At 42.1% G+C, this 22,803-nt stretch carries 17 protein-coding genes and 3 tRNA genes; 4 read left to right on the forward strand and 16 right to left on the reverse strand.

All coding sequences use genetic code 11. The features are described 5' to 3' along the window. Nucleotides 1–37: 37 nt before the first annotated feature. The 4 genes from rplW to rpsJ are packed head-to-tail and all read right to left on the reverse strand — an operon-like array spanning nt 38 to nt 1,953. Nucleotides 38–322 (reverse strand): 50S ribosomal protein L23, encoded by a 285-nt coding sequence (rplW, locus tag NDN60_RS08785; protein ID WP_011375447.1) that lies wholly within the window; start codon nt 320–322, stop codon nt 38–40. After that, the gene (gene rplD, locus NDN60_RS08790) at nt 322–945 is read right to left on the reverse strand and encodes a 50S ribosomal protein L4 (RefSeq protein ID WP_011375448.1); all 624 of its coding nucleotides are present in this window, start codon (nt 943–945) and stop codon (nt 322–324) included. Before rplD ends, rplW begins: the two co-directional genes overlap by 1 nt. Before the next feature lie 23 nt (nt 946–968). After that, a complete protein-coding gene (gene rplC, locus NDN60_RS08795; protein WP_011375449.1) occupies nt 969–1,601 on the reverse strand; it encodes a 50S ribosomal protein L3 in 633 nt (210 codons plus the stop codon). 43 nt (nt 1,602–1,644) lie between these two features. Further along, nucleotides 1,645–1,953 (reverse strand): 30S ribosomal protein S10, encoded by a 309-nt coding sequence (rpsJ, locus tag NDN60_RS08800; RefSeq protein WP_011375450.1) that lies wholly within the window; start codon nt 1,951–1,953, stop codon nt 1,645–1,647. Nucleotides 1,954–2,288: 335 nt separating this feature from the next. Between rpsJ and NDN60_RS08805 the strand changes: the two genes are divergently transcribed. After that, nucleotides 2,289–2,840 (forward strand): cysteine hydrolase family protein, encoded by a 552-nt coding sequence (locus NDN60_RS08805; RefSeq protein ID WP_056948150.1) that lies wholly within the window; start codon nt 2,289–2,291, stop codon nt 2,838–2,840. A gap of 570 nt (nt 2,841–3,410) precedes the next feature. On the opposite strand, the gene fusA is transcribed toward NDN60_RS08805, so the two are convergent. From fusA to rpsL, 3 genes are all read right to left on the reverse strand, one after another. Further along, the gene (fusA, locus tag NDN60_RS08810) at nt 3,411–5,498 is read right to left on the reverse strand and encodes an elongation factor G (RefSeq protein WP_016265721.1); all 2,088 of its coding nucleotides are present in this window, start codon (nt 5,496–5,498) and stop codon (nt 3,411–3,413) included. A gap of 95 nt (nt 5,499–5,593) precedes the next feature. Further along, the gene (gene rpsG / locus NDN60_RS08815) at nt 5,594–6,064 is read right to left on the reverse strand and encodes a 30S ribosomal protein S7 (protein WP_004270185.1); all 471 of its coding nucleotides are present in this window, start codon (nt 6,062–6,064) and stop codon (nt 5,594–5,596) included. An 89-nt stretch (nt 6,065–6,153) separates the two neighbouring features. Continuing rightward, a complete protein-coding gene (gene rpsL, locus NDN60_RS08820; protein ID WP_004270179.1) occupies nt 6,154–6,567 on the reverse strand; it encodes a 30S ribosomal protein S12 in 414 nt (137 codons plus the stop codon). 280 nt (nt 6,568–6,847) lie between these two features. Between rpsL and NDN60_RS08825 the strand changes: the two genes are divergently transcribed. After that, nucleotides 6,848–7,537 carry a prepilin peptidase gene (locus NDN60_RS08825; RefSeq protein ID WP_056948148.1) on the forward strand — a complete coding sequence of 230 codons (690 nt, stop codon included), beginning with the start codon at nt 6,848–6,850 and terminating at the stop codon, nt 7,535–7,537. Nucleotides 7,538–7,540: 3 nt separating this feature from the next. Here the strand turns inward: NDN60_RS08825 and NDN60_RS08830 are convergent, their stop codons facing one another. The 4 genes from NDN60_RS08830 to NDN60_RS08845 form a co-directional block, all read right to left on the reverse strand. Further along, a complete protein-coding gene (locus NDN60_RS08830) occupies nt 7,541–8,113 on the reverse strand; it encodes an isochorismatase family protein (protein WP_056948146.1) in 573 nt (190 codons plus the stop codon). Nucleotides 8,114–8,286: 173 nt separating this feature from the next. Next, a complete protein-coding gene (gene rpoC / locus NDN60_RS08835) occupies nt 8,287–11,931 on the reverse strand; it encodes a DNA-directed RNA polymerase subunit beta' (protein ID WP_056948144.1) in 3,645 nt (1,214 codons plus the stop codon). A 70-nt stretch (nt 11,932–12,001) separates the two neighbouring features. After that, nucleotides 12,002–15,595 carry a DNA-directed RNA polymerase subunit beta gene (gene rpoB / locus NDN60_RS08840; protein WP_099947767.1) on the reverse strand — a complete coding sequence of 1,198 codons (3,594 nt, stop codon included), beginning with the start codon at nt 15,593–15,595 and terminating at the stop codon, nt 12,002–12,004. 258 nt (nt 15,596–15,853) lie between these two features. Further along, nucleotides 15,854–16,186, reverse strand: a complete 333-nt coding sequence (locus NDN60_RS08845) for a carboxymuconolactone decarboxylase family protein (RefSeq protein WP_011375458.1) — start codon at nt 16,184–16,186, stop codon at nt 15,854–15,856. Between the two features lie 181 nt (nt 16,187–16,367). On the opposite strand from NDN60_RS08845, the gene NDN60_RS08850 reads away from it, so the two are divergent. Together NDN60_RS08850 and NDN60_RS08855 are read left to right on the forward strand one after the other, a co-directional pair. Next, on the forward strand, nt 16,368–17,252 hold the full coding sequence (locus tag NDN60_RS08850) for a phosphate ABC transporter substrate-binding protein PstS family protein (RefSeq protein WP_061827363.1): 885 nt from the start codon (nt 16,368–16,370) through the stop codon (nt 17,250–17,252). 137 nt (nt 17,253–17,389) lie between these two features. Next, on the forward strand, nt 17,390–19,315 hold the full coding sequence (locus NDN60_RS08855) for a fructose-bisphosphatase class III (protein WP_056948138.1): 1,926 nt from the start codon (nt 17,390–17,392) through the stop codon (nt 19,313–19,315). A gap of 69 nt (nt 19,316–19,384) precedes the next feature. Here NDN60_RS08855 and NDN60_RS08860 read toward each other — a convergent pair whose 3' ends face one another. From NDN60_RS08860 to NDN60_RS08880, 5 genes are all read right to left on the reverse strand, one after another. Further along, nucleotides 19,385–21,853, reverse strand: coding sequence for an ATP-dependent Clp protease ATP-binding subunit (locus NDN60_RS08860; protein WP_056948136.1), 2,469 nt, complete (start codon nt 21,851–21,853; stop codon nt 19,385–19,387). 17 nt (nt 21,854–21,870) lie between these two features. Further along, entirely contained in the window at nt 21,871–22,341 is a 471-nt protein-coding gene (locus NDN60_RS08865) for a CtsR family transcriptional regulator (RefSeq protein ID WP_016265729.1), read from the reverse strand. A 158-nt stretch (nt 22,342–22,499) separates the two neighbouring features. Continuing rightward, nucleotides 22,500–22,573 (reverse strand) — tRNA-Pro (locus tag NDN60_RS08870). 33 nt (nt 22,574–22,606) lie between these two features. Further along, nucleotides 22,607–22,678, reverse strand: a tRNA-Gly gene (locus tag NDN60_RS08875). A gap of 26 nt (nt 22,679–22,704) precedes the next feature. Then, nucleotides 22,705–22,778 (reverse strand) — tRNA-Pro (locus tag NDN60_RS08880). Nucleotides 22,779–22,803: the final 25 nt, after the last annotated feature.

The following is a 22,803-nucleotide window of genomic DNA, read 5'->3' on the forward strand; positions in this document are numbered from 1 at the left end:
TGTATGCCCTCCTATAATTTATTCTATTTAATGTTAATTAATCTTCAAAAATCTTGATTTCTTTTGAGTCAGCTGTTAATGTCACGATTGCTTTACGGCGTTTCTTAGTGTAACCCGCATAGCGACCTTGGCGTTTTAACTTGCCACGAACGTTCATGATATTAACGTTTTTAACGTTGACACCAAAGATTTCTTCGATTGCGTAACGCACTTGTGTTTTGTTGGCACGAACATCAACATCAAATGTGTATTTCTTGTCGTCCATTGCAGCCATTGAGCTTTCAGTAACTACTGGGCGTAAAATAACATCGCGTGCTTCCATTATGCAAGCACCTCCTCAATTTTAGAAAGAGCAGCTTGAGTAAGGATTAATTTTTGGTTGCCTACAACGTCTAATACGTTGATACCATCAGCAGGAACAACTGTTACGTTAGGTAAGTTGCGAGCTGATAAAGCAGTAAAATCATTTCCGTCTTCAAGAACTACTAATACTTTAGTATTAACATCTAACTTGTTAAGTACTTCAGCGAATTCCTTAGTCTTAGGTGCATCAAAGCTAAATGAATCAACAACGATTAAATCATTATCGATAACCTTTTGTGAAAGTACTGACTTGATTGCAAGACGACGTACCTTACGAGGTAATTTATAGCTGTATGAACGAGGTGTAGGTCCGAAGACAACACCACCGCCACGCCATTGAGGTGAACGGATTGAGCCTTGACGAGCACGACCAGTACCTTTTTGACGCCAAGGTTTACGACCACCACCACGAACAGCTGATCTGTTCTTAACAGCGTGTGTTCCTTGTCTTAATGATGCACGTTGCATGATGATAGCATCAAATACAACATTTTCATTAGGTTCGATAGCCCAGATTGAGTCGTTTAATTCAACGTTCCCATTTTGGCTACCATCTTGTTTAAATAATGTTACGTTTGCCATTGGTAAAATCCTCCCTTCTCAGATTATTTATGAGCTTTAACGGCTGTTTTAATTGTAACCATTGAGTTTTTAGCGCCTGGTACGTTACCTTTAACAAGAATAACGTTCTTTTCAACGTCTGTACTTACAACCACAAGGTTTTGAACAGTACGTTGGTTGTTACCCATGCGTCCAGGTAATAATTTACCCTTGAAGACACGGTTGATAACAGCACCCATTGAACCAGGACGACGGTGGTAACGAGAACCGTGACCCATAGGCCCACGTGATTGTCCGTCTTTTTTAATGTTACCTTGGAAACCATGACCTTTCGTTACACCAGTAACGTCAACGACGTCGCCGGCTGCGAAAGTATCAACTTTGATTTCTGTTCCTACTTCGTAATCTCCTAATGCGACATCTCTGAATTCTCTAATGAAGCGCTTAGGAGTAGTGTTTGCTTTTGCTACATGACCTTTAGCAGGTTTGTTTGACAAGACTTCGCGTTTATCTTCAAAACCGACTTGGATGGCTTCATAGCCGTCTGTTTCGTTTGTTTTAACTTGTAAAACAACGTTTGGAGTTGCTGCGATAACTGTTACGGGAATTAATTCACCGTTTTCAGTAAAGACTTGTGTCATACCTACTTTTCTACCTAAGATTCCTTTTGTGGTCATGGTAACACCTCTTTTCAATTATTTTTTATTTGGATAATGCTAATTAAAGCTTGATTTCGATGTCAACGCCACTAGGTAAGTCAAGTTTCATCAATGAATCAACTGTCTTAGGTGTTGGGTTAACAATATCGATTAAACGTTTGTGAGTACGCATTTCAAATTGTTCACGTGAATCCTTGTGCTTATGTGGTGAACGTAGAACTGTGTATAAAGTTCTTTCAGTTGGTAATGGGATTGGACCAGAGATTGAAGCTCCTGTTCTCTTTGCTGTTTCCACAATCTTATCAGCTGATTGATCTAAAATACGGTGTTCGAATGCCTTCAAACGAATACGAATTTTTTGTTTTGCCATGTTTTTCCCTCCTTCGTCTATTTTAAAAGTAGACTAGCTCCGTGAAAATTTTTCCGGCACGCCCGCCCATGGCAAAGCGGCCGGGTGTGTCGCAACCTCTCACATCTTAGCTACTCGGGGTATCTTGCGACCCCCATGTGTGCAAACCTCTGCTATAGAAATAGCACCTTATATATCTTACAAGATAGAGCGCGATAACGCAACCCCTTTTTTGCTGATTTATCAAAGTTTTTCATGACATTTTCATTACAAAAACGTCAACAGCATGTTAGTAGCCTTTTCCATCGGTTTTCGTTAAACTAAAGTTAATTTCAAACCTCAGGAGGCCTCTTCCAATGGATAAAGCTGCGTTATTGATCATCGACTACACGAATGACTTCGTCGCCCCAGACGGTGCCTTAACGGCTGGTAAGCCGGCTCAAGACATCGCATCTACCATTGTAACACTTGCGGACCAATTCTTGGCCAAAAAACAGTTTATTATTTTACCAACTGACTTACATGTTGCAAACGACCCTTTCCATCCAGAAGCTAAACTCTTTTCGCCTCACAACCTCGTGGATAGCCGTGGACGCGCTTTTTATGGTCCACTAGCTAATTGGTATGCCGAACACCAAGACAGCCCCTACGTCTACGCATTCGCCAAGAATCGCTACTCTGCGTTTGCGAACACTAATCTTGATAACTTCTTACGCGAACGGCAGATTACCGATTTGCATTTAACTGGTGTCTGCACCGACATTTGCGTGCTGCACACAGCCGTTTCGGCTTATAACCTGAATTATCCCCTGACGATCCACAAAAAAGCCGTCGCCACCTTCACGCCAAACGGTCAGGAATGGGCGCTGGCACATTTCAAAAACAGTTTAGGCGCAACAATCATTTAGCACTTTTCTTCTATAAAATATAAAAGCCACCGCCAATTCAAAATTGGCGGTGGCTTTCTTTGTTTGTTATGTTTCGAAAAAAACGCTAAAAAATGTTATGCCAGGGCGGTGGCAATCGAGTTAGTAGGAGTTGAACCTACATCAACCATCTTATTCGGATCACCTTAATATCGTTGCGCCGTTTTAATCGTGCCTTCGAAAGCAATTAAACACAGGTCTCCAACTTAATACTAAGTGAGCCGACTCGATTTTCTTGGGAGGAATTTCAAATGATGGTTCGTTCTACCGATTGAACTATAACTCATTGGTGTTGCTTGCGATAGTTAATTCTTTCTAGGGAGAGCTACCACACAAAATTAACAAAATCAGATGATTCTTGGGAGGAATTTATCTGATATATAAAGAATAACAATTAGTTGTGAACAAAATGTGAACATTCAATTATGAAACTGTAAAAGAATGACATCGCTCACAACTAAAAAACCGAGTTGCCTTTGACAGCAACCCAGTCACAAAAAACGATATTAAGCAATTAATGCGGTCAAACGACCGTTCTGACGAACGATTCGCTTATTGGCCACCGTTCTTCTTAATGATTTCTTCTTGGATGCTCTTAGGAACAGCTGAGTAGTGGTCAAATACCATTGTAAATGTCCCACGACCTTGTGTAGCTGAACGTAATGTTGTCGCATAACCAAACATTTCTGACAATGGAACCATTGCATTAACGATTTGGGCATTACCACGTGCTTCCATACCTTCAACAGCACCACGACGAGCAGTTACTTGTCCCATGATATCGCCAAGATATTCTTCAGGAGCAATAACTTCAACCTTCATGATAGGTTCAAGGATTTCAGCGCCAGCTTGTTTAGCAGCGTTCTTCAATGCCATTGATGCAGCGATCTTAAATGCTGATTCATTAGAATCGACATCATGATAACTACCATCATATAACTTAGCTTTAACGTCAATCAATGGGTAACCAGCTAAGACACCGTTTGCCATTGATTCTTTCAAGCCTTGTTCAACTGATGGGATGTATTCACGAGGAACAACACCACCGACGATAGCGTCTTCGAATTCGAAGCCTTTACCTTCTTCATTAGGTGTAAATTCAACCCAAACGTCACCATATTGACCTTTACCACCGGATTGACGAACGAATTTACCTTGTGCAGATGCTTGTTTTGTGAATGTTTCACGGTAAGCAACTTGAGGTTCACCAATTTTGGCAACCACTTTAAATTCACGTCTCATACGATCAACCATGATATCCAAATGCAATTCACCCATACCAGAAATAAGCGTTTCGCCTGTTTCATTGTTGGTTTCAGCCTTGAATGTAGGATCTTCTTCAGCAAGTTTTTGTAAAGCAAGATCTAACTTATCACGATCTTCTTTTGATTCAGGTTCAACAGAAACTTGGATAACTGGGTCAGGGAATTCCATTGATTCCAAGATTAATGGATGATCAACATCAGTCAATGAATCACCAGTTGTTGTATTCTTCAAACCGATTGCAGCAGCGATATCCCCAGAGAATACTTCAGGAATTTCGTTACGGTGATTTGAATGCATTTGTAATAAACGACCAACACGTTCACGTTTGTCTTTAGTTGCATTCAAGATGTATGAACCAGATTGTAATGTACCAGTATAAACACGGAAGAATGTTAAACGACCAACGAATGGGTCAGTAGCAATCTTAAATGCTAAACCAGCAAATGGTTTGTCATCGCCAGCCATCAATTCAACTTCTGAATCGTCTTCTGGGTTTTTAGCGTTATAAGGGCGTACGTCTAATGGTGATGGTAGGTAATCTACAACACCATCCATTAACATTTGAACACCCTTGTTTTTGAAAGCTGAACCAGCGAAAACTGGGAAGAATTTCAAATCGATAGTTGCTTGACGGATCGCAGCTTTCAATTCTTCTTTAGAAATTTCTTCGCCTTCTAAGTACTTGTCCATAATGTCGTCATTAACATCAGCAACAGCTTCAACTAATTCGGCACGACGTTTTGTAGCTTGTTCTAGGTAGTCAGCAGGTACGTCAACTGTATCCCACTTAGCGCCTAATTCATCTTCGTCATAGATATCAGCTTGCATTTCGATCAAATCAATAACGCCTTGGAATTCATCTTCAGCGCCAATTGGCATTTGAACGGCATGTGCGTTAGCTTGTAGGCGATCTTCCAATGTTGTCATTGAATAATCAAAGTTAGCGCCAAGTTTGTCCATCTTATTAACGAAAACAATACGAGGTACACCATAAGTAGTAGCTTGACGCCAAACATTTTCAGTTTGAGGTTCAACCCCTGATTGAGCATCTAAGACAGTGATAGCACCATCTAAAACACGCAATGAACGTTCAACTTCGATTGTGAAATCAACGTGACCTGGTGTATCAATGATATTTACTCGATTACCTTTCCATTCAGCAGTTGTAGCAGCTGATGTGATTGTAATCCCACGTTCTTGTTCTTGTTCCATCCAATCCATTTGTGAAGCACCTTCATGTGTTTCACCAATCTTATGGATTTTACCAGTATAGTACAAGATACGTTCTGTAGTAGTTGTTTTACCAGCATCAATATGTGCCATGATACCAATATTACGCGTTTTGTCTAACGGAAATTCACGTTTGTTTGCCATAAGTGAATGTTACTCCTCTCGAATATTAACCTAAAGACAACAAGAGGCCATTATATGATTTTTTAAAAAACATACAATAGCCAACCTTGATAATCTTACCAGCGATAATGTGCAAATGCGCGGTTGGCATCAGCCATTTTATGTGTATCTTCACGTTTCTTAACAGCAGCACCAGTGTTGTTGGCAGCATCCATGATTTCACGTGCAAGACGTTGATCCATAGTATGTTCCCCACGTAGGCGAGCGTAGCTTACTAACCAGCGTAAACCTAAAGTTGTACGACGTTCTGGACGAACTTCAATTGGCACTTGGTAGTTAGAACCACCGATACGGCGAGCTTTAACTTCAAGTACTGGCATGATGTTGTTCATAGCTTCTTCGAACACTTCTAATGGTTCATTACCAGTTTCTTCTTTAATAATATCAAATGCGTCATATAAGATTGTTGACGCTGTACCACGTTTACCATCAATCATTAAGCGGTTGATTAAGCGTGAAACCAATTTAGAATTGTACATTGGATCAGGTAAAACGTCACGTTTTGCAACATAGCCTTTTCTTGGCATCCTGATAACCTCCTCAAGATATTTAAGTCCTTGAAGTAACACACAGTGTCATTTAAACTTCAATCGACTTTTTCAAATTTTTTTGTGTGTTATTTTTTAGGTCTCTTAGTACCATATTTAGAACGGCTTTGCATACGACCGTCAACGCCGGCTGTATCTAAAGCACCACGAATAACGTGATAACGAACCCCAGGTAAATCCTTAACACGGCCCCCACGGATAAGAACAACACTATGTTCTTGTAGGTTATGACCAATACCAGGAATATAAGCTGTGACTTCGATTAAGTTAGATAAGCGCACACGAGCATACTTACGTAAAGCAGAGTTAGGCTTTTTAGGTGTCATAGTACCGACACGAGTAGCGACCCCACGTTTTTGTGGTGCTGGATTATCTGTAGCTTTTTTCTTCATACTATTGTAGCCAAAGTTTAATGCAGGTGCATCAGACTTTGAAGTTCTTGATTTACGACCCTTACGTACCAATTGGTTAATTGTTGGCATTTGAAGGTTCCTCCTTCCTTGATCTGAAAGTTATTTTTAAGTTTCAAGTCCACACATCCAGGTGGTTCTTTTTTTGTGATAAAAAAATGGCAACCTAGATTGCGCGAATTGTGATGCATTTTTAGACGTCAGTCAGCATGTCTGTTATCCAGAAAACCTCCGTAAAAAGCACATCTATAAGAATAGCATGCAAAAAATCGAAAGTCAACTCGATTTCGGCTACTTTTCTGAAAAAAGCAACGTCCTTTTACCGTAGTTTAAGAGTAAGGAGGCTTCACTTATGTTACTTTATTTAATCATCTTTTATAGCGGTGCTTGTTGCGCCTCATTTCTAACAGTTTGCGCCTGGCGCTTACCCATCGAAAAGTCCATTATCACACCACGTTCGCACTGCGATTGCTGTCAGCAACCACTGGCTTGGTATGATTTATTACCACTATTCAGCTACTTATACTTACATGGCCACTGCCGCACTTGTCATGCTCAGATTAAGCCCACTTTTTTATTCAGCGAACTAATTGGTGGTCTATTGGCCTGCTTCATTTTTAGCGAATCCCTTTCTTGGGACCTCGCTTATTTACTCGTGATTCTTTTTTACATCAGTCTCGTTGACCTCTTCTACTATATTCTCTATCCAATCCCCTTATTCGCATCACTGGCGCCCCTCTTCTATTTGTATTGGCCACAGAATCATTGGCTAGGAGCCATCGTCTTTTGTTGCGGGCTGTTGCTCACCACTTACTGGGCGTCTGGTTTTGGTTTTGGCGATGTCGAGTTACTCACTATCCTAACGTTGTGGGTCGGCCTTGAATCCGTTTTGCGAATTCTCTTAGCAGCCTGTTTAATCTGTATTCTATTTCAAGGCATCAAAAAAATCTGGCCATCGCCTAAACAAGCGACGCGCCAGATTCCTTTTATTCCCTATATATCGATGGGAGTGGTGATAATACTCCTACAAACACCACAATAATGATTATTTCTTTTCCAAAAACGATGCCGTAGACATCACTTGCCCCATTCTCGGGAAAATATATTGCAAGCTGTGTTGGTGTTCAATCGCCGTGCTGGCGGTCATTGCATCTTCAATGAAGATTTGGTGATAGTTATGTTCAAACGCATCACGCGCCGTTGATTCTACGCCAATATTTGTAGAAATCCCACATAAGACGATGGTTTCAATCCCTCTTCTACGTAATTGAAGGTCTAAGTCGGTGCCGTAGAAGGCTCCCCATTGGCGTTTTGTAATTTGATGCGCATTTTTATAGTTCGCAATTTCTGCTAATAAACGTGTGTTCAGTAGCGGTGATGGTTGGCGATAGTCAGGTGTCCGTTCACCTAAATTAGGCGTTAGTTGATCTTGGCCGTCTGTGACGCCAACATTTACGAGGACAACAAAACCTTGGTGCGCTTCAAAGTCTTCGATTAGTTGTTGGGCGTTTTGAACGACCGTTTCACCCGCATGAGGTGCGAGTGTTGGGCGGTCCGCAATGCCAGGTTGTAAATCAATCACCACTAGGGCTGTTTTGGCATAATCAATGGTTGTCATCTGAAAGCTCCTTTTAATTTGGTAGACAAAAAGAGGCCCCGAGGGACCTCTTTTTAACGTGCATTTAAAGGCATATTCCTGTGCCTAGCGCTGTCCGTCGAATAAGCGACTGTGTCGCTTATTCACCAGACTATGCTAGTGCTCGGAATATAACCGCCTTTAATCGCACTTCTTTATTCTTTTGTTTCTTCTTGTTTCATTTGTGCTTCAATGTCACTGATTGAGTAAACATTTTCTGAGACAGCACCGACTGTCTTAGGTTCCATATGACGATACTTCGCCATACCAGTACCAGCTGGGACAATCTTACCAATGATAACATTTTCTTTCAAACCAAGTAATGGATCACTCTTACCGCGGATAGAAGCATCCGTTAAGACACGAGTTGTTTCTTGGAATGATGCGGCTGATAAGAAACTATTTGTTTCCAATGATGCTTTAGTAATACCAAGCAAGACAGGACGACAAGTAGCAGGTACGCCACCGCTAATTAAGGTATCGTGGTTACGGTCTGTAAATTCACTAATATCCATTAATGTACCAGGTAAGATTTCTGTATCACCTGGGTCCATGACACGGACTTTACGTAACATTTGACGGACCATAACTTCAACGTGTTTATCGCCGATTTCAATACCTTGCATACGGTAAACTTTTTGTACTTCATGCAAGAGATAGTTTTCAGTTGATAACACATCGCGAACTTTAATTAATTGCTTAGGATCGACAGAACCACCAGTGATTTTTTCACCACGATGAATCATGTCGCCTTCGCTAACAATGATGTTTGACGTATAAGGCACGCTGTATGAACGTGTATCAGTTTCGCCTTGAACCGTAATTTCACGTGTGTGTTCTGCTGGGTTTTCTTCAACCGCAACAACTTCACCCGTTACTTCAGTGATAGTAGCGATAGCTTTAGGATTACGTGCTTCAAAAATTTCTTGGATACGAGGCAACCCTTGAGTGATATCTTCACCACCAGCAACCCCACCAGTATGGAAGTTACGCATTGTTAATTGCGTACCAGGTTCACCGATTGATTGGGCAGCAACAGTACCAACTGCTTCGCCAACTTCAACTTCTTCGCCGTTAGCCATGTTACGACCGTAACATTTCTTGCAGACACCGTGTTTTGTGTTACATGTGAAGACGGAACGAATTGTCACTTCTTCAACACCAGCATCAACAACAGCTTGAGCAAGCTGTTCATCCATCAATTGGTTCTTAGCAATCATTACTTCACCGGTTGTTGGGTTAACAATCGTCTTCATTGCACAACGGCCGACAAGACGGTCATACAATGGTTCGATCATTTCATTACCTTCACGAAGTGAGTGAATAAGAAGACCACGATCAGTACCACAATCTTCTTCACGAATGATAACATCTTGTGCAACATCAACTAAACGACGTGTTAAGTAACCAGAATCGGCAGTCTTAAGAGCCGTATCAGTCATCCCTTTACGGGCACCATGGGTAGACATAAACATTTCCATGACAGAGAGGCCTTCACGGAAGTTTGATGTAACAGGAACTTCCATCATCCCACCATTAGGAGCGGCCATCAAGCCACGCATACCAGCAAGTTGCGTAAAGTTAGAGATATTACCACGGGCACCAGAATCAGACATCATTGAGATTGGGTTCGTTGGATCAAATGAATCCGTTAAACGTTGTTGGATATCATCTTTAGCATCGTTCCAAATTTCAATAACACGCGCATGGCGTTCTTCATCTGTGATCAAACCGCGACGGAATTGTTTAGAAATCGTTGTAACTTTCTTATGAGCGTCATCAACAATTTCTTGTTTTTCAGGTAATTGCGGCACATCGGCAACCCCAACTGTTAAACCAGCATGAGTCGCTTGAACGTAACCTAAGGTCTTCATGTCATCCAATAAATCAGATGTCCGTTGAACCTTATATACCTTGAAGACTTGCGCAATGATATCACTTAAGAAACCTTTCTTAAATGGTAAGATTACGGGTGCACCAGTCAAGTAATCATGAATATCTTCACCGTTGTCGATGAAATACTTGTCAGGAACACCATTCATTAAGTTATCTGTTGTTGGTTCATTTAAATATGGGAAGTCAGCTGGCATGATTTCGTTGAACATCACTTTACCAACACTCGTTACCATAATCTTGTGACGTTGATCATCTGTAAATGGACGGTTAGCCATATCAGCAACTGATAAACCAATCCGACTGTGCAAATGAACGTGGCCAGTTTGATAAGCCATCAAGACTTCGTTTGTATCTTTGAAGATCATGCCTTCGCCGAGACGATTTTTTTGTTCAAGGGTTAAGTAGTAGTTCCCTAAAACAACATCTTGAGATGGTGTAACGATTGGCTTACCATCTTTAGGTGCCAAGATATGATGAGCGGCAAGCATTAACATTCTTGCTTCTGCTTGTGCTTCGTCAGATAAAGGTACGTGGATAGCCATTTGGTCCCCATCAAAATCGGCATTGTAAGCTTCACAAGCTAATGGGTGAAGACGGATTGATTTACCGTCAACCAAGATTGGTTCGAAGGCTTGAATACCAAGTCTATGCAATGTAGGTGCTCGGTTCAATAGAACTGGGCGTTCCTTGATCACATCTTCTAAAACGTCCCAAACATCGTCGTCTTGACGATCAATTTTACGTTTAGCGTTCTTGATATTTGAAGCCATATCGCGTTTAACCAATTCGTGCATCACAAATGGTTTGAACAATTCAAGTGCCATTTCACGTGGTAATCCACATTGATAGAACTTCAATGTAGGGCCAACATCGATAACTGAACGACCAGAATAATCGACACGTTTACCAAGTAAGTTTTGACGGAAACGACCTTGTTTCCCTTTCAACATGTGTGAAAGTGACTTCAATGGACGGTTACCAGGTCCAGTAACTGGACGGCCACGACGACCATTATCAATCAAAGCATCAACGGCTTCTTGAAGCATCCGTTTTTCGTTTTGAACGATGATGTTTGGTGCCATTAAGTCTAACAAGCGTTTCAAACGGTTGTTACGGTTAATAACCCGACGATACAAATCATTCAAATCAGAAGTTGCAAAACGGCCACCTTCAAGTTGAACCATCGGACGTAAATCCGGTGGAATAACTGGAATAGCATCCATTACCATCCAGTCAGGACGGTTACCTGACTTACGGAAGGCATCTAAGATGTCTAAACGACGGATAGCACGTGTTCTCTTTTGGCCTTGAGCTGACTTCAAGTTTTCCTTCAATTCAGCGACTTCGCCTTCAAGATCAACGTCTTGTAACAATTCTTTAATGGCTTCAGCACCCATTTTGGCGTTGAATTTGTTGCCATATTCATCTAATTTTTCACGGTATTCGCGTTCTGTCATCAATTGTTTCTTTTCAAGTGCTGTATCACCTGGGTCGATAACAACGTATGATGCGAAGTAAATAACTTCTTCCAAAGCACGAGGGCTCATGTCTAAGACAAGACCCATTCGACTAGGAATACCCTTGAAATACCAGATATGTGTAACAGGCGCTGCTAATTCAATGTGACCCATGCGTTCGCGACGAACTTTTGAACGTGTAACTTCAACGCCACAACGGTCACAGACGATTCCTTTATAACGAATCCGTTTGTACTTACCACAAGCACATTCCCAATCTTTTGTAGGGCCAAAGATTCTTTCATCAAAAAGGCCATCGCGTTCAGGTTTTAAGGTACGGTAATTGATTGTTTCTGGCTTTTTAACTTCACCATATGACCAACTACGGATTTTGTCTGAAGATGCTAAACCAATTTGCATGCTTTCAAACTTATTGACATCTATCAAAGGGCGACCTCCTCATTATTTGTAAGATAGTCAAGTGTTTTACGCACTCTACTAATCCGATATCAAACGCTTATTCTGCTGATGGATCTTCTGCACTTGCTGCTTGTGCTTTTTCAGCTTCTTGTTGCGCTTTCTTTTCTTCTTGTTCTTTTGCGTATTTAGATAAGGCATCAACGTTAACAACATCGTCATCATCGTCATCCATATCGCGCAATTCAATTTCTTGATTATCGATATCTAAGACTTTCATGTCTAAACCAAGTGATTGTAATTCTTTAACCAATACTCGGAATGATTCCGGTACACCAGGTTTTGGAATTGGTTCACCCTTAACGATTGCTTCGTATGTCTTCACACGACCAACAACGTCATCAGACTTGTAAGTTAAGATTTCTTGTAAGGTATAAGCGGCACCGTAAGCTTCAAGGGCCCAAACTTCCATTTCACCGAAACGTTGGCCACCAAATTGTGCTTTACCACCCAATGGTTGTTGCGTAACAAGTGAGTATGGTCCGATTGAACGGGCATGAAGTTTATCGTCAACCATGTGGGCTAGTTTCATGTAGTACATGACACCAACTGACACACGTGTATCGAATGGTTCACCGGTCCGACCATCATAAAGAATGCTCTTACCATCAGAAGGCATGTTTGCTTCACGAACAGCATCCCATAAATCTTTATCTTGCGCACCATCAAAGACAGGTGTTGCAACATGGATACCTAAGTTTCTAGCAGCCATCCCAAGATGTAATTCAAGCACTTGTCCGATATTCATACGAGAAGGCACACCCATGGGACTCAATAAGATATCCACTGGGGTACCATCTGGCATGTATGGCATATCTTCTTCAGGAACAACGATTGAAACAGTCCCTTTGTTACCATGACGTCCAGCCATCTTATCGCCGACTTGGATCTTACGTTTTTGTGTAATGTAAACACGAACCATCATGTTAACACCTGGTGATAATTCATCGCCAGCTTCACGCGTAAAGATCTTAACGTCTTGGATAATACCGCCGCCACCATGAGGTACTTTCAATGATGTATCGCGAACTTCGCGGGCTTTTTCACCGAAGATAGCATGCAATAGACGTTCTTCAGCTGATAATTCTGTCACACCCTTAGGCGTTACCTTACCAACTAAAATGTCGCCGTCTTTAACTTCTGCACCAACACGGACAATCCCGAATTCGTCAAGATCCTTCAATGAATCTTCACCAACGTTAGGAATTTCACGTGTGATTTCTTCAGGTCCAAGTTTTGTATCACGTGCTTCTGATTCGTATTCTTCAATATGAATTGATGTATACAAATCTTCTTTAACTAAGCGTTCTGAAAGAACGATAGCATCTTCGTAGTTATACATATTCCAAGTCATGAAAGCGATCAATGGGTTTTGACCTAAGGCTAATTCGCCTTTTTCCATAGCTGGTCCATCAGCGATAATTTCATCAACATCAACGTGATCGCCTTTTGCAACGATTGGGCGTTGGTTGTAGTTTTTACCAGCATTTGAACGACGGAATTTCATTAATTCGTACGTATCTAATGAGCTGTCTTCACGACGAACACGAATAGCTTTCGCATCGACATATTCAACAGTTCCGGCATGTTGTGCTAATAAAGCAATCCCTGAATCGTGGGCTGCTTTGTATTCCATCCCAGTCCCAACAAGTGGTGCATGTGGGTTAACCAAAGGAACAGCTTGACGTTGCATGTTAGCACCCATCAAGGCACGGTTTGAATCATCGTTTTCCAAGAAAGGAATGCAGGCCGTAGCGACAGCAACTACTTGCTTAGGCGAAACGTCCATGTAATCTAACTTGTCGATTGATGTTTCGATATTGTCATCCTTGTAACGGGCCAAGACCGTGTTATCAACGAATGAACCATCATCGTTTAATGGTGAGTTGGCTTGCGCAATGACATAGTTATCTTCTTCGTCGGCTGTTAAATAGTCGATCTTATCAGTAACATCATGTGTATCCCAACTAACACGACGATATGGTGTTTCAATGAAGCCATAACGGTTAACAACAGCGTAGCTAGCTAAACTATTGATCAAACCGATATTAGGGCCTTCAGGTGTTTCGATTGGGCACATACGACCATAATGCGTATAGTGAACATCTCGAACTTCATAACCGGCACGGTCACGAGTCAAACCACCAGGTCCTAAGGCAGATAGACGACGTTTATGCGTCAATTCGCCAAGTGGGTTGGTTTGATCCATGAATTGTGACAATTGTGATGAACCGAAGAATTCCTTGATTGAAGCAACAACTGGACGGATATTGATCAATTGTTGTGGTGTTACGGTGCTTGTGTCTTGGATTGACATCCGTTCACGAACCACACGTTCCATCCGTGATAAACCGATCCGGAATTGGTTTTGTAATAATTCACCAACTGAACGGATACGACGGTTACCTAAATGATCAATATCATCCGTTGAACCTAAACCTTCTTGTAAGTTAAAGAAGTAGTTCATTGAAGCGATGATATCAGCAGGAATCACATGTTTCACTTTGGCATCGATATGACCATTACCAATTAAGTTAATTTCTTTATCAGGTGTCTTTTGTGAGTAAACTTTAATGACTTGGAGTGTCATTGGTTCAGGCAAGACGCCTTCATCAGAAGGTTGGTAAGTAACAGCTTTGAAGTCTTCTTGATCCAAATAAGGTGCCAAGGCATCCATTACTTGACGATCAACAACAGTATCTTTAGCAGCAATTACTTCGCCTGTGTCAGGATCAGCCAATGTTTCAGCCAATGTTTGACCCAATAAACGTGTCTTCAAGCTTAATTTCTTATTGATCTTGTAACGACCAACAGAAGCTAAATCGTAACGTTTAGCATCGAAGAAACGGGCAAAAAGTAATGAACGTGAGCTATCAGCTGTCTTAGGTTCGCCTGGGCGAAGTCTTTCATAGACATCTTTCAAAGCTTCTTCCGTTCTTGAGTCGTCAGTATTCTTATGGATATCTTTTTCTAACGTCAACATTAATGAATCGTTGTCGCCCAAGATATCGATAATTTCTTGATCAGACCCGTAACCTAAAGCACGTACTAAAACAGACATTGGAATCTTACGTGTCCGATCAATACGAACGTATGCAATATCCTTAGCATCTGTTTCAAATTCTAACCAAGCACCCCGGTTAGGGATGACAGTTGTGCCGTAAGTTGTCCGGCTATTTTTATCAATAGCACTGTTGAAATAAACACCAGGTGAACGTACTAATTGAGAAACGATAACACGTTCTGCACCATTAATAATGAAAGTCCCTTGGTCTGTCATCAATGGGAAGTCCCCAAAGAAGACGTCTTGAGATTTAATTTCACCAGTTTCATGGTTTGTTAATTTCAAAGTAACGTGTAATGGTGCTGAATAGTTGGCATCATGTTGTCTTGCTTCTTCGACCGTATATTTAGGTTCAAGAAGTTGATAATCAACGAATTCTAATGATAAGTTACCAGCAAAATCGTCGATTGGCATGATGTCATCAAACATTTCACGAAGCCCTTCGTCTAAAAACCATTGATAGGAATTAGATTGGATTTCGATCAAGTTTGGTAGTTCCAACACTTCTTTAATCCGTGCATAGCTTCTACGTGTCCGATGTTTACCGTAATTGACTAAGTGTCCTGCCAAATTGTTCACCCCTCTATAAGTTTTCCGCAGTACTTAATGTTACGAAAATGTGACAAAGATTAAGAAAAGATTACATTGCCATATTTTCGACTTTTTAAGCAGAAAAAAAACAAAAATAGTTGATTTGCTTGATTAAAATCAGCCTCACTATTTTTGTTTTCCATGAATACCGTGCTGGACAATAGATCAGCACAATAAATTTTTCTACGGATTTTCGCAGTTACTTGATAATATACCTTATTTCCTATAAAAAGTCAATCACTGACGCTCGTCGAAATAGGCCAATGCTTTGCCCCCATAAACCGTACCAGGACCACCCGACATCATAACTGCTGTGTTGATCGTTTCGATCACTTCATCCCGACTAACGCCTTCTTTAATGAGGCGATTCATATGACTGAGTATGCAGCCTTCACACCGAGTCGCAATCGCAATCCCCAATGCAATCAATTCTTTTTCCTTCACCGTTAAGGCACCATCTTTGACGTTAGCCTTGTGCAAGTCACCAAACGCCCCCATCACTTCGGGCGACGCTTCTTTGAGTGCCGCGTATTCCTTCTTACCGGTTTGTGCCTGTTCTGAATAAGTCATCTGAATACCTCCTTGTTTTAATAACTCTACTATAACAAAGAAACCGTTTTTAGCAGTCTGATATGCATTTTTACAATTTCATCACATTACTTTTACCATCTTTACAGTAATTACGGGTCAATCTTTACACTGGCTCGCTATACTTTTGTTTGTACCTTAATTCAGGCTGGGAGGCTTAATTATGAAGAGAATAAGCACAGTATTACTATCGATCGGCACTATCGCCCTCTTATTAGCGGGTTGTCAAGGCAAACAAGCAAGTCAAGGTGATTCTAAAGCACAGTCGGCTAAAATCACAGCGGTTGGATCAACGGCACTGCAACCCCTTGTTGAACAAGCTGGGGCAACTTATCAAACAAAACACGCTGGCATCGATATCACTGTTCAAGGTGGCGGTTCCGGGACCGGCCTTGCACAAGTCAGCGATGGTAGTGTCACAATCGGTAACTCTGACATCTTTGCGGAAGAAAAAGCCGGTATCAACGCTAAGAAACTTGTTGATCACAAGGTCGCAGTCGTCGCAATTGCCCCCGTCGTGAACGAAAAACTCGGTATCAAATCATTAACACAGGCACAACTAAAAGACATCTTCACTGGTAAAATTAAGAACTGGCACGCAGTTGGCGGCCCTGACCAATCAATTACCGTCGTTAACCGCGCACAAGGTAGCGGCACACGCCAAACTTTCGAAAATCTCGGTCTTAAAACGAATAAAGTCATGACCAGCCAAGAACAAGACTCATCTGGTACTGTTCAAAAAATCGTGCGTCAAACACCTGGGGCCATTAGTTACCTTGCCTTTCCTTATATTAAGGATGGTTTGAAAGCTGTCGCACTTGATAACGTTCAACCAACCACTAAAAACGTCCTCACGAACCAATGGCCTATCTGGTCTTACGAACACGCTTATACAAAGGGTGCGCCTAATTACCAAACGGCTAAATTTATCCATTACCTTCAATCTAAAGACGTTCAAAAAACACTTGTGCCAAAACTCGGTTACATTCCAATGACTCAGATGAAAGTGGAACGACATGCTGATGGTAGCATCCAAGACGTTAAATAACGCTTCTAAAAAGACGGCTAATCTTAGCCGTCTTTTTATATTGGTATAGACAAAAATATTAAGCTAAATAATAAACTTAACATTCAATCGTAAAATTGGTATAATTTAAACTATCAGTTTATGGAGGAGTCTTATTCATGATAAACAATAAAATGAAAACGCTATCCGATAAATACCCAACAAAAATGGCCGTCACTTCTGAAATCATCAATCTCAAGGCCATCTTAAACTTGCCTAAACCGACCGAGGCCTTTATGAGCGACCTCCACGGTGAATACGATGCCTTCCAGCATCTTATTCGGACCGGCGCTGGTAACTTACGCCAAAAAATCAATGAACTCTTCTCTGGTGAGATGACCCCCGAGACGATGCAGGCCTTCGCTTTTCTCGTCTACTATCCAACTGAACGATTGGCGCTCAAACACCAGGCCCTCTCAGAGAATGAATTAAATCAGTGGTACCTGACGACTTTTAAACGGATGATTGACCTGCTTAAATTCGTTTCAACAAAATACACACGTTCTAAAGTCCGTAAAGCGATGGCCCCCGACTTCGTCTACATTACCGAAGAATTAATGTACGGCGATGTCGCCAACGTTGATAAAAAGCGTTACTTCCAAGAAATTACCGCGACCATTATTGAATTAGGCCAAGCCGACGCGTTAATTATCGCCACAAGTCACACAATTCAGCGCCTCGTTGTTGACCAATGGCACATCATCGGTGATATTTACGACCGGGGCCCTCATCCCGATTTGATTGTTGACCAGTTAACCCAATTGCCTGCGGTCGATGTCCAATGGGGGAATCACGATATTTTATGGTTCGGTGCAGCCAGTGGTTCTGAACTCTGTTTACTAAACTTATTGCGAATTTGTGCCCGTTATAATAACCTCGCAATCATTGAAGAAACCTACGGGATTGATTTAAGCAACTTGGTCCGTTTTGCGGCCCAACACTATCAGGCCAATCCCGCCTTCATGCCGGTTGAAGATCCCAACCAAGGCCCGCTGACACGTGCGGAAAAACTAAAAATTAGCCAGGTCCAACAAGCTTTGGCTATCATGCAATTCAAACTCGAGTTAACGGTGATTAAACGCCATCCCGAATTCAACATGGATCACCGGCTCCTATTGTCGCAAGTCGATTTTAAACGCCGCATCTTGCACCTCAACGGACAGGAATACCCACTAGAAAACACCTGTTTCCAACTGGTTGATCCCGAGAACCCCGAAGCTTTAACGGCGGAAGAAAGCCAAATCATCGCGGATTTACTGGCCGCCTTCACGCGCTGTCAGAAGTTACGCAAACACCTGACCTTTTTAATTGATCACGGTAGTATGTACCGCATTTACAATCAAAACTTACTCTTCCACGGCTGCTTGCCCGTCGATGCTGAAGGGCACTTCCTGACATTGACCCTCGCTAATCAACACTATGCCGGCAAACAGTTACTCGATTTCTTCGATCAGCAAATTCGCTCGAGCTTTAACCACCCCTTACACCAAGCAAACCTCTCGACGGATTTATTGTGGTATCTATGGACGGGGCCGTTGTCACCACTCTTTGGTAAAAACGCGATGACGACCTTTGAACGTTACTTCTGCCCAGATCCCGAAACCCACGTTGAAACTAAGAACGCCTATTACAGTTTGCGTCACGACGCTGATTTTATTCAGCAGCTCCTTAGCGAATTCAACCTTTCTCCTGAAACCGGCCATATCCTAAACGGCCACACGCCAGTTAAAAAAGGCCACGACCCCATTATGGCCAACCGCCAAATGATTGTGATCGATGGTGGCTTTTCAAAAGCTTACCACCACACAACTGGTATCGGTGGCTTTACCTTACTCTATAATTCTTACGGGATGCAGCTGGTGACCCACCAACCCTTCACCACCAAGGCGGATGCGATTGCTAATATGAAAGACATCATCTCAACACGGCGAGTCATCGACCAAGTTAGCCAACGCCAACGAGTGAGTCAAACCAATATCGGCGCAGCCATCAAAACCGAAATCGAACAACTCCAAACATTACTAACGATTCAACCGGATCATTAATAACACTAAAAAAACGCCCCGACAAAATCAATTTGTCTGGGCGCTTTTTAATGTTGCTGGTACTCACTTTTATTTAACAGTTGTTTTTTCTTTTTTACTATTAATGGTAATTTCACCTTTGGTAGCCCCAATTGTCACTGGTGTATCAGTCGTGATTTCACCAGCCAATAAGGCTTCACTCAAGCGATCTTCAACTTGCGTTTGTAATGCACGGCGAATTGGGCGCGCACCGTATTCTGGATCAAAGCCGGCTTTAGCCACAACATCCATCGCTGCAGCAGTCATCTTGATCTTGACACCTTGTTCCGCTAAGCGGTTTAAGATGCCTTTGGACATAATCTTGACGATTTCACGCAATTCAGGTTGTGTTAATGAATGGAAGACCACCGTTTCGTCGATTCGGTTTAAGAATTCTGGGCGGAATGACTTCTTCAATTCTTCCAAAATCCGACCTTGCATTGCTTTGTAATCGGCAGTGACATCTTTGACCCCAAAACCAACTGACTTGTCATCACGTAAGGCTGTTGCCCCTAAGTTAGACGTCATGATCATGATTGTATTCCGGAAATCAACTTTCCGACCCTTAGAATCTGTCAAATAACCATCATCTAAGACTTGTAACAGGATATTGAAGACGTCTGGATGAGCCTTTTCAACTTCATCAAAAAGAACAACGGAATAAGGTTTATTGCGGACTTTTTCAGTTAATTGGCCACCTTCGTCATAACCGACGTAACCAGGTGCTGCCCCGACTAAACGACTCGTACTGTAACGTTCCATGTATTCTGACATATCAACCCGAATCAAGTTGTCTTCAGACCCAAACATGGCTTCTGCCAATGCTTTGGCCAATTCGGTCTTCCCAACCCCAGTAGGGCCTAAGAACATAAATGAACCGATTGGGCGCTTAGGATCCTTCAAACCACTGCGGGCCCGACGAATTGCACGGGCCACAGCTGAAATCGCTTCTTCTTGGCCAACAACGCGTTCATGCAAGACTTTTTCAAGTTGCAACAAGCGTTCGCTTTCTTTACGTTGCAATTGAGTGACTGGCACACCCGTCCATTGGGCAACGACTTGTGCGATATCTTCTGGTTGGACTTGAATATCTGTCCGGACACCATTTTCTTGTTCGGCTGCTTGGCGCTTAGCCATTTTAGCCTTAGCAATAATTTCTTTTTCGTGAATGGCAGCGGCTTTTTCAAAGTCTTGTGCACCAACTGCGACTTCTTTTTCTTTCGCCAACGATTGCAATTCAGTTTCTAAGCGATCGATTGGTGATTTTTGGTTAACAGCATCTAATCTGACCTTTGCAGCCGCCTCATCCATCAAATCAATTGCCTTATCAGGTAAGAAACGGTTTGTGATATAACGGTTCGCTAAAATAACGGCTTCGTGTAATGCTTCATCAGAAATTGTGATGCCGTGATGTTCTTCATAACGTGGTCGTAACCCGTGTAAGATTTGTTCCGCATCTTCTGGTGTTGGTTCATCAACCGTCACCGTCGCGAAACGCCGTTCTAAGGCTGCATCTTTTTCGATGTATTTTTGGTATTCATCAAGCGTTGTTGCACCGATTAATTGCAATTCGCCACGGGCGAGGGCGGGTTTCAAGATGTTTGAGGCGTCAATTGCGCCTTCTGCCCCACCAGCACCAATTAAGGTATGCAATTCATCGATAAAGAGGATTACTTGGCCATCTTCATGGATTTCTTCAATAATCTTCTTGAGACGATCTTCAAATTCCCCACGATACTTAGTGCCAGCGACTAATGAGCCCATATCAAGCATCATTAACCGTTTTTGTTGCATGTCGCTTGGCACATCACCGTTGATAATCCGTTGGGCAAAGCCTTCAGCAATCGCCGTTTTACCGACACCGGGTTCGCCAATTAAAACTGGATTATTTTTAGATCGACGCGCTAAGATTTGCACGAGTCGTTTAACTTCTGAATCACGACCAACGACTGGATCAATTTGATTTTCGCGGGCCATTTGGGTTAAATCGCGTGCCAATTGATTCAAAGTAGGCGTGCCTTCTTGATCAACCTTTTTAGCACTGGCTTTAGCGCGTTTCTTAGCAGTTGCAGCATCAATCCCCATCTTTTGGAGTAATAATTGACGTGTTTTGGCTAAACTGAGGCCTAAGTTTAATAGAATACGGGCCGCAATAATGTCATCATCGCGTAATAACGCTAATAATAGGTGTGCCGTCCCGATTTTAACTGAGTTAGCTTGTTGTGATTCAACGCGCGCTAAATCCAGCACTTGTTTGGCTTTAGGTGAGTATGGCAAATAGCCGCCCACACCCATGGCAACGATTGAATCACCATAACCGGTTAAGCGTTCAATTTCTTCCAAGACATCAGTGGGTGTCACACCGAGTTCACGTAGTGCGTTCCCAGCAATCCCTTCGCTTTCGAGGACGAGCGCTAATAACAGATGTTCCGTCCCTAATGCATGATGATTAAACTTCTTAGCTTGTTCTTGCGCTAACATTAAAACGTTTTTGGCACTTGGTGTAAATAGATTATTCATGGATAATCCCCCACTCTTTACTTAATTTCGTAACGTAATCTTTCTAAGACAGCAATTAGCATTCGTGCGCGTAATTGCTCTTCTAACTGCTTATCATTGACGGCTAATGTCTGCGCATTTAGCATTGCTAATACCAAATTCCCCTCTTTTTGCGATAAAATCTGCTCATCATAGAGTTTTTGGATAATAGCTAATGTATCGGCTTGCGAGATTCGATCCTCAACACTACCAATCAACGCTTCTAAAAAGTCGCGATCATCTAAGAATTGAACCTTAACGATGCGAATGTAGCCGCCCCCGCCACGCTTACTATTGACGACATACCCTCGTTGTTCTGTAAACCGAGTATTAATCACATAGTTGATTTGTGACGGGACACAGTTAAATAGTTTAGCAATTTCGGAGCGTCGAATTTCAATCTGCTCGCTGTCAGCCAATATTTTTTTTAAATAGGCTTCAATAATATCCGAGATATTCTGACTTTGCAAATAGATCAATCCCTTTTTTTCATTCTTCAGCGCTTATAATTCAGTCTAAAAATTTAACTTTGACTAACGTTGACTATTATTATAACGATTATTCGTTCAAAAGGAAAGTTTGAAGAACTGCACAAAAAAAGACTTGTTCGACAACAAGTCTTTGAGAGTCGGGAAAACAAGATTTGAACTTGCGGCCCCTACGCCCCGAACGTAGTGCTCTACCAAACTGAGCTACTTCCCGGAGAGTTATTTAATTATTTACGGGTACAAAAAAAGCGGAAGACGGGATTCGAACCCGCGACCCCCACCATGGCAAGGTGATGTTCTACCACTGAACTACTTCCGCATTTTTTATTAACTTTTTGTATCCAGTCGGGAAAACAGGATTCGAACCTGCGACCCCCTGGTCCCAAACCAGGTGCTCTACCAAGCTGAGCTATTTCCCGTTATATGCACCCAGTAGGAGTCGAA

It is taken from the genome of Latilactobacillus sp., assembly GCF_033176295.1.
Classification (GTDB): domain Bacteria; phylum Bacillota; class Bacilli; order Lactobacillales; family Lactobacillaceae; genus Latilactobacillus; species Latilactobacillus sakei.

Coding starts and splice junctions, on each gene's coding strand:
- rplW (WP_011375447.1), bottom strand. CDS start 322: ATGGAAGCACGCGATGTTATTTTACGCCCAGTAGTTACTGAAAGCTCA.
- rplD (WP_011375448.1), bottom strand. CDS start 945: ATGGCAAACGTAACATTATTTAAACAAGATGGTAGCCAAAATGGGAAC.
- rplC (WP_011375449.1), bottom strand. CDS start 1,601: ATGACCACAAAAGGAATCTTAGGTAGAAAAGTAGGTATGACACAAGTC.
- rpsJ (WP_011375450.1), bottom strand. CDS start 1,953: ATGGCAAAACAAAAAATTCGTATTCGTTTGAAGGCATTCGAACACCGT.
- NDN60_RS08805 (WP_056948150.1), top strand. CDS start 2,289: ATGGATAAAGCTGCGTTATTGATCATCGACTACACGAATGACTTCGTC.
- fusA (WP_016265721.1), bottom strand. CDS start 5,498: ATGGCAAACAAACGTGAATTTCCGTTAGACAAAACGCGTAATATTGGT.
- rpsG (WP_004270185.1), bottom strand. CDS start 6,064: ATGCCAAGAAAAGGCTATGTTGCAAAACGTGACGTTTTACCTGATCCA.
- rpsL (WP_004270179.1), bottom strand. CDS start 6,567: ATGCCAACAATTAACCAATTGGTACGTAAGGGTCGTAAATCAAGAACT.
- NDN60_RS08825 (WP_056948148.1), top strand. CDS start 6,848: ATGTTACTTTATTTAATCATCTTTTATAGCGGTGCTTGTTGCGCCTCA.
- NDN60_RS08830 (WP_056948146.1), bottom strand. CDS start 8,113: ATGACAACCATTGATTATGCCAAAACAGCCCTAGTGGTGATTGATTTA.
- NDN60_RS08845 (WP_011375458.1), bottom strand. CDS start 16,186: ATGACTTATTCAGAACAGGCACAAACCGGTAAGAAGGAATACGCGGCA.
- NDN60_RS08850 (WP_061827363.1), top strand. CDS start 16,368: ATGAAGAGAATAAGCACAGTATTACTATCGATCGGCACTATCGCCCTC.
- NDN60_RS08855 (WP_056948138.1), top strand. CDS start 17,390: ATGATAAACAATAAAATGAAAACGCTATCCGATAAATACCCAACAAAA.
- NDN60_RS08860 (WP_056948136.1), bottom strand. CDS start 21,853: ATGAATAATCTATTTACACCAAGTGCCAAAAACGTTTTAATGTTAGCG.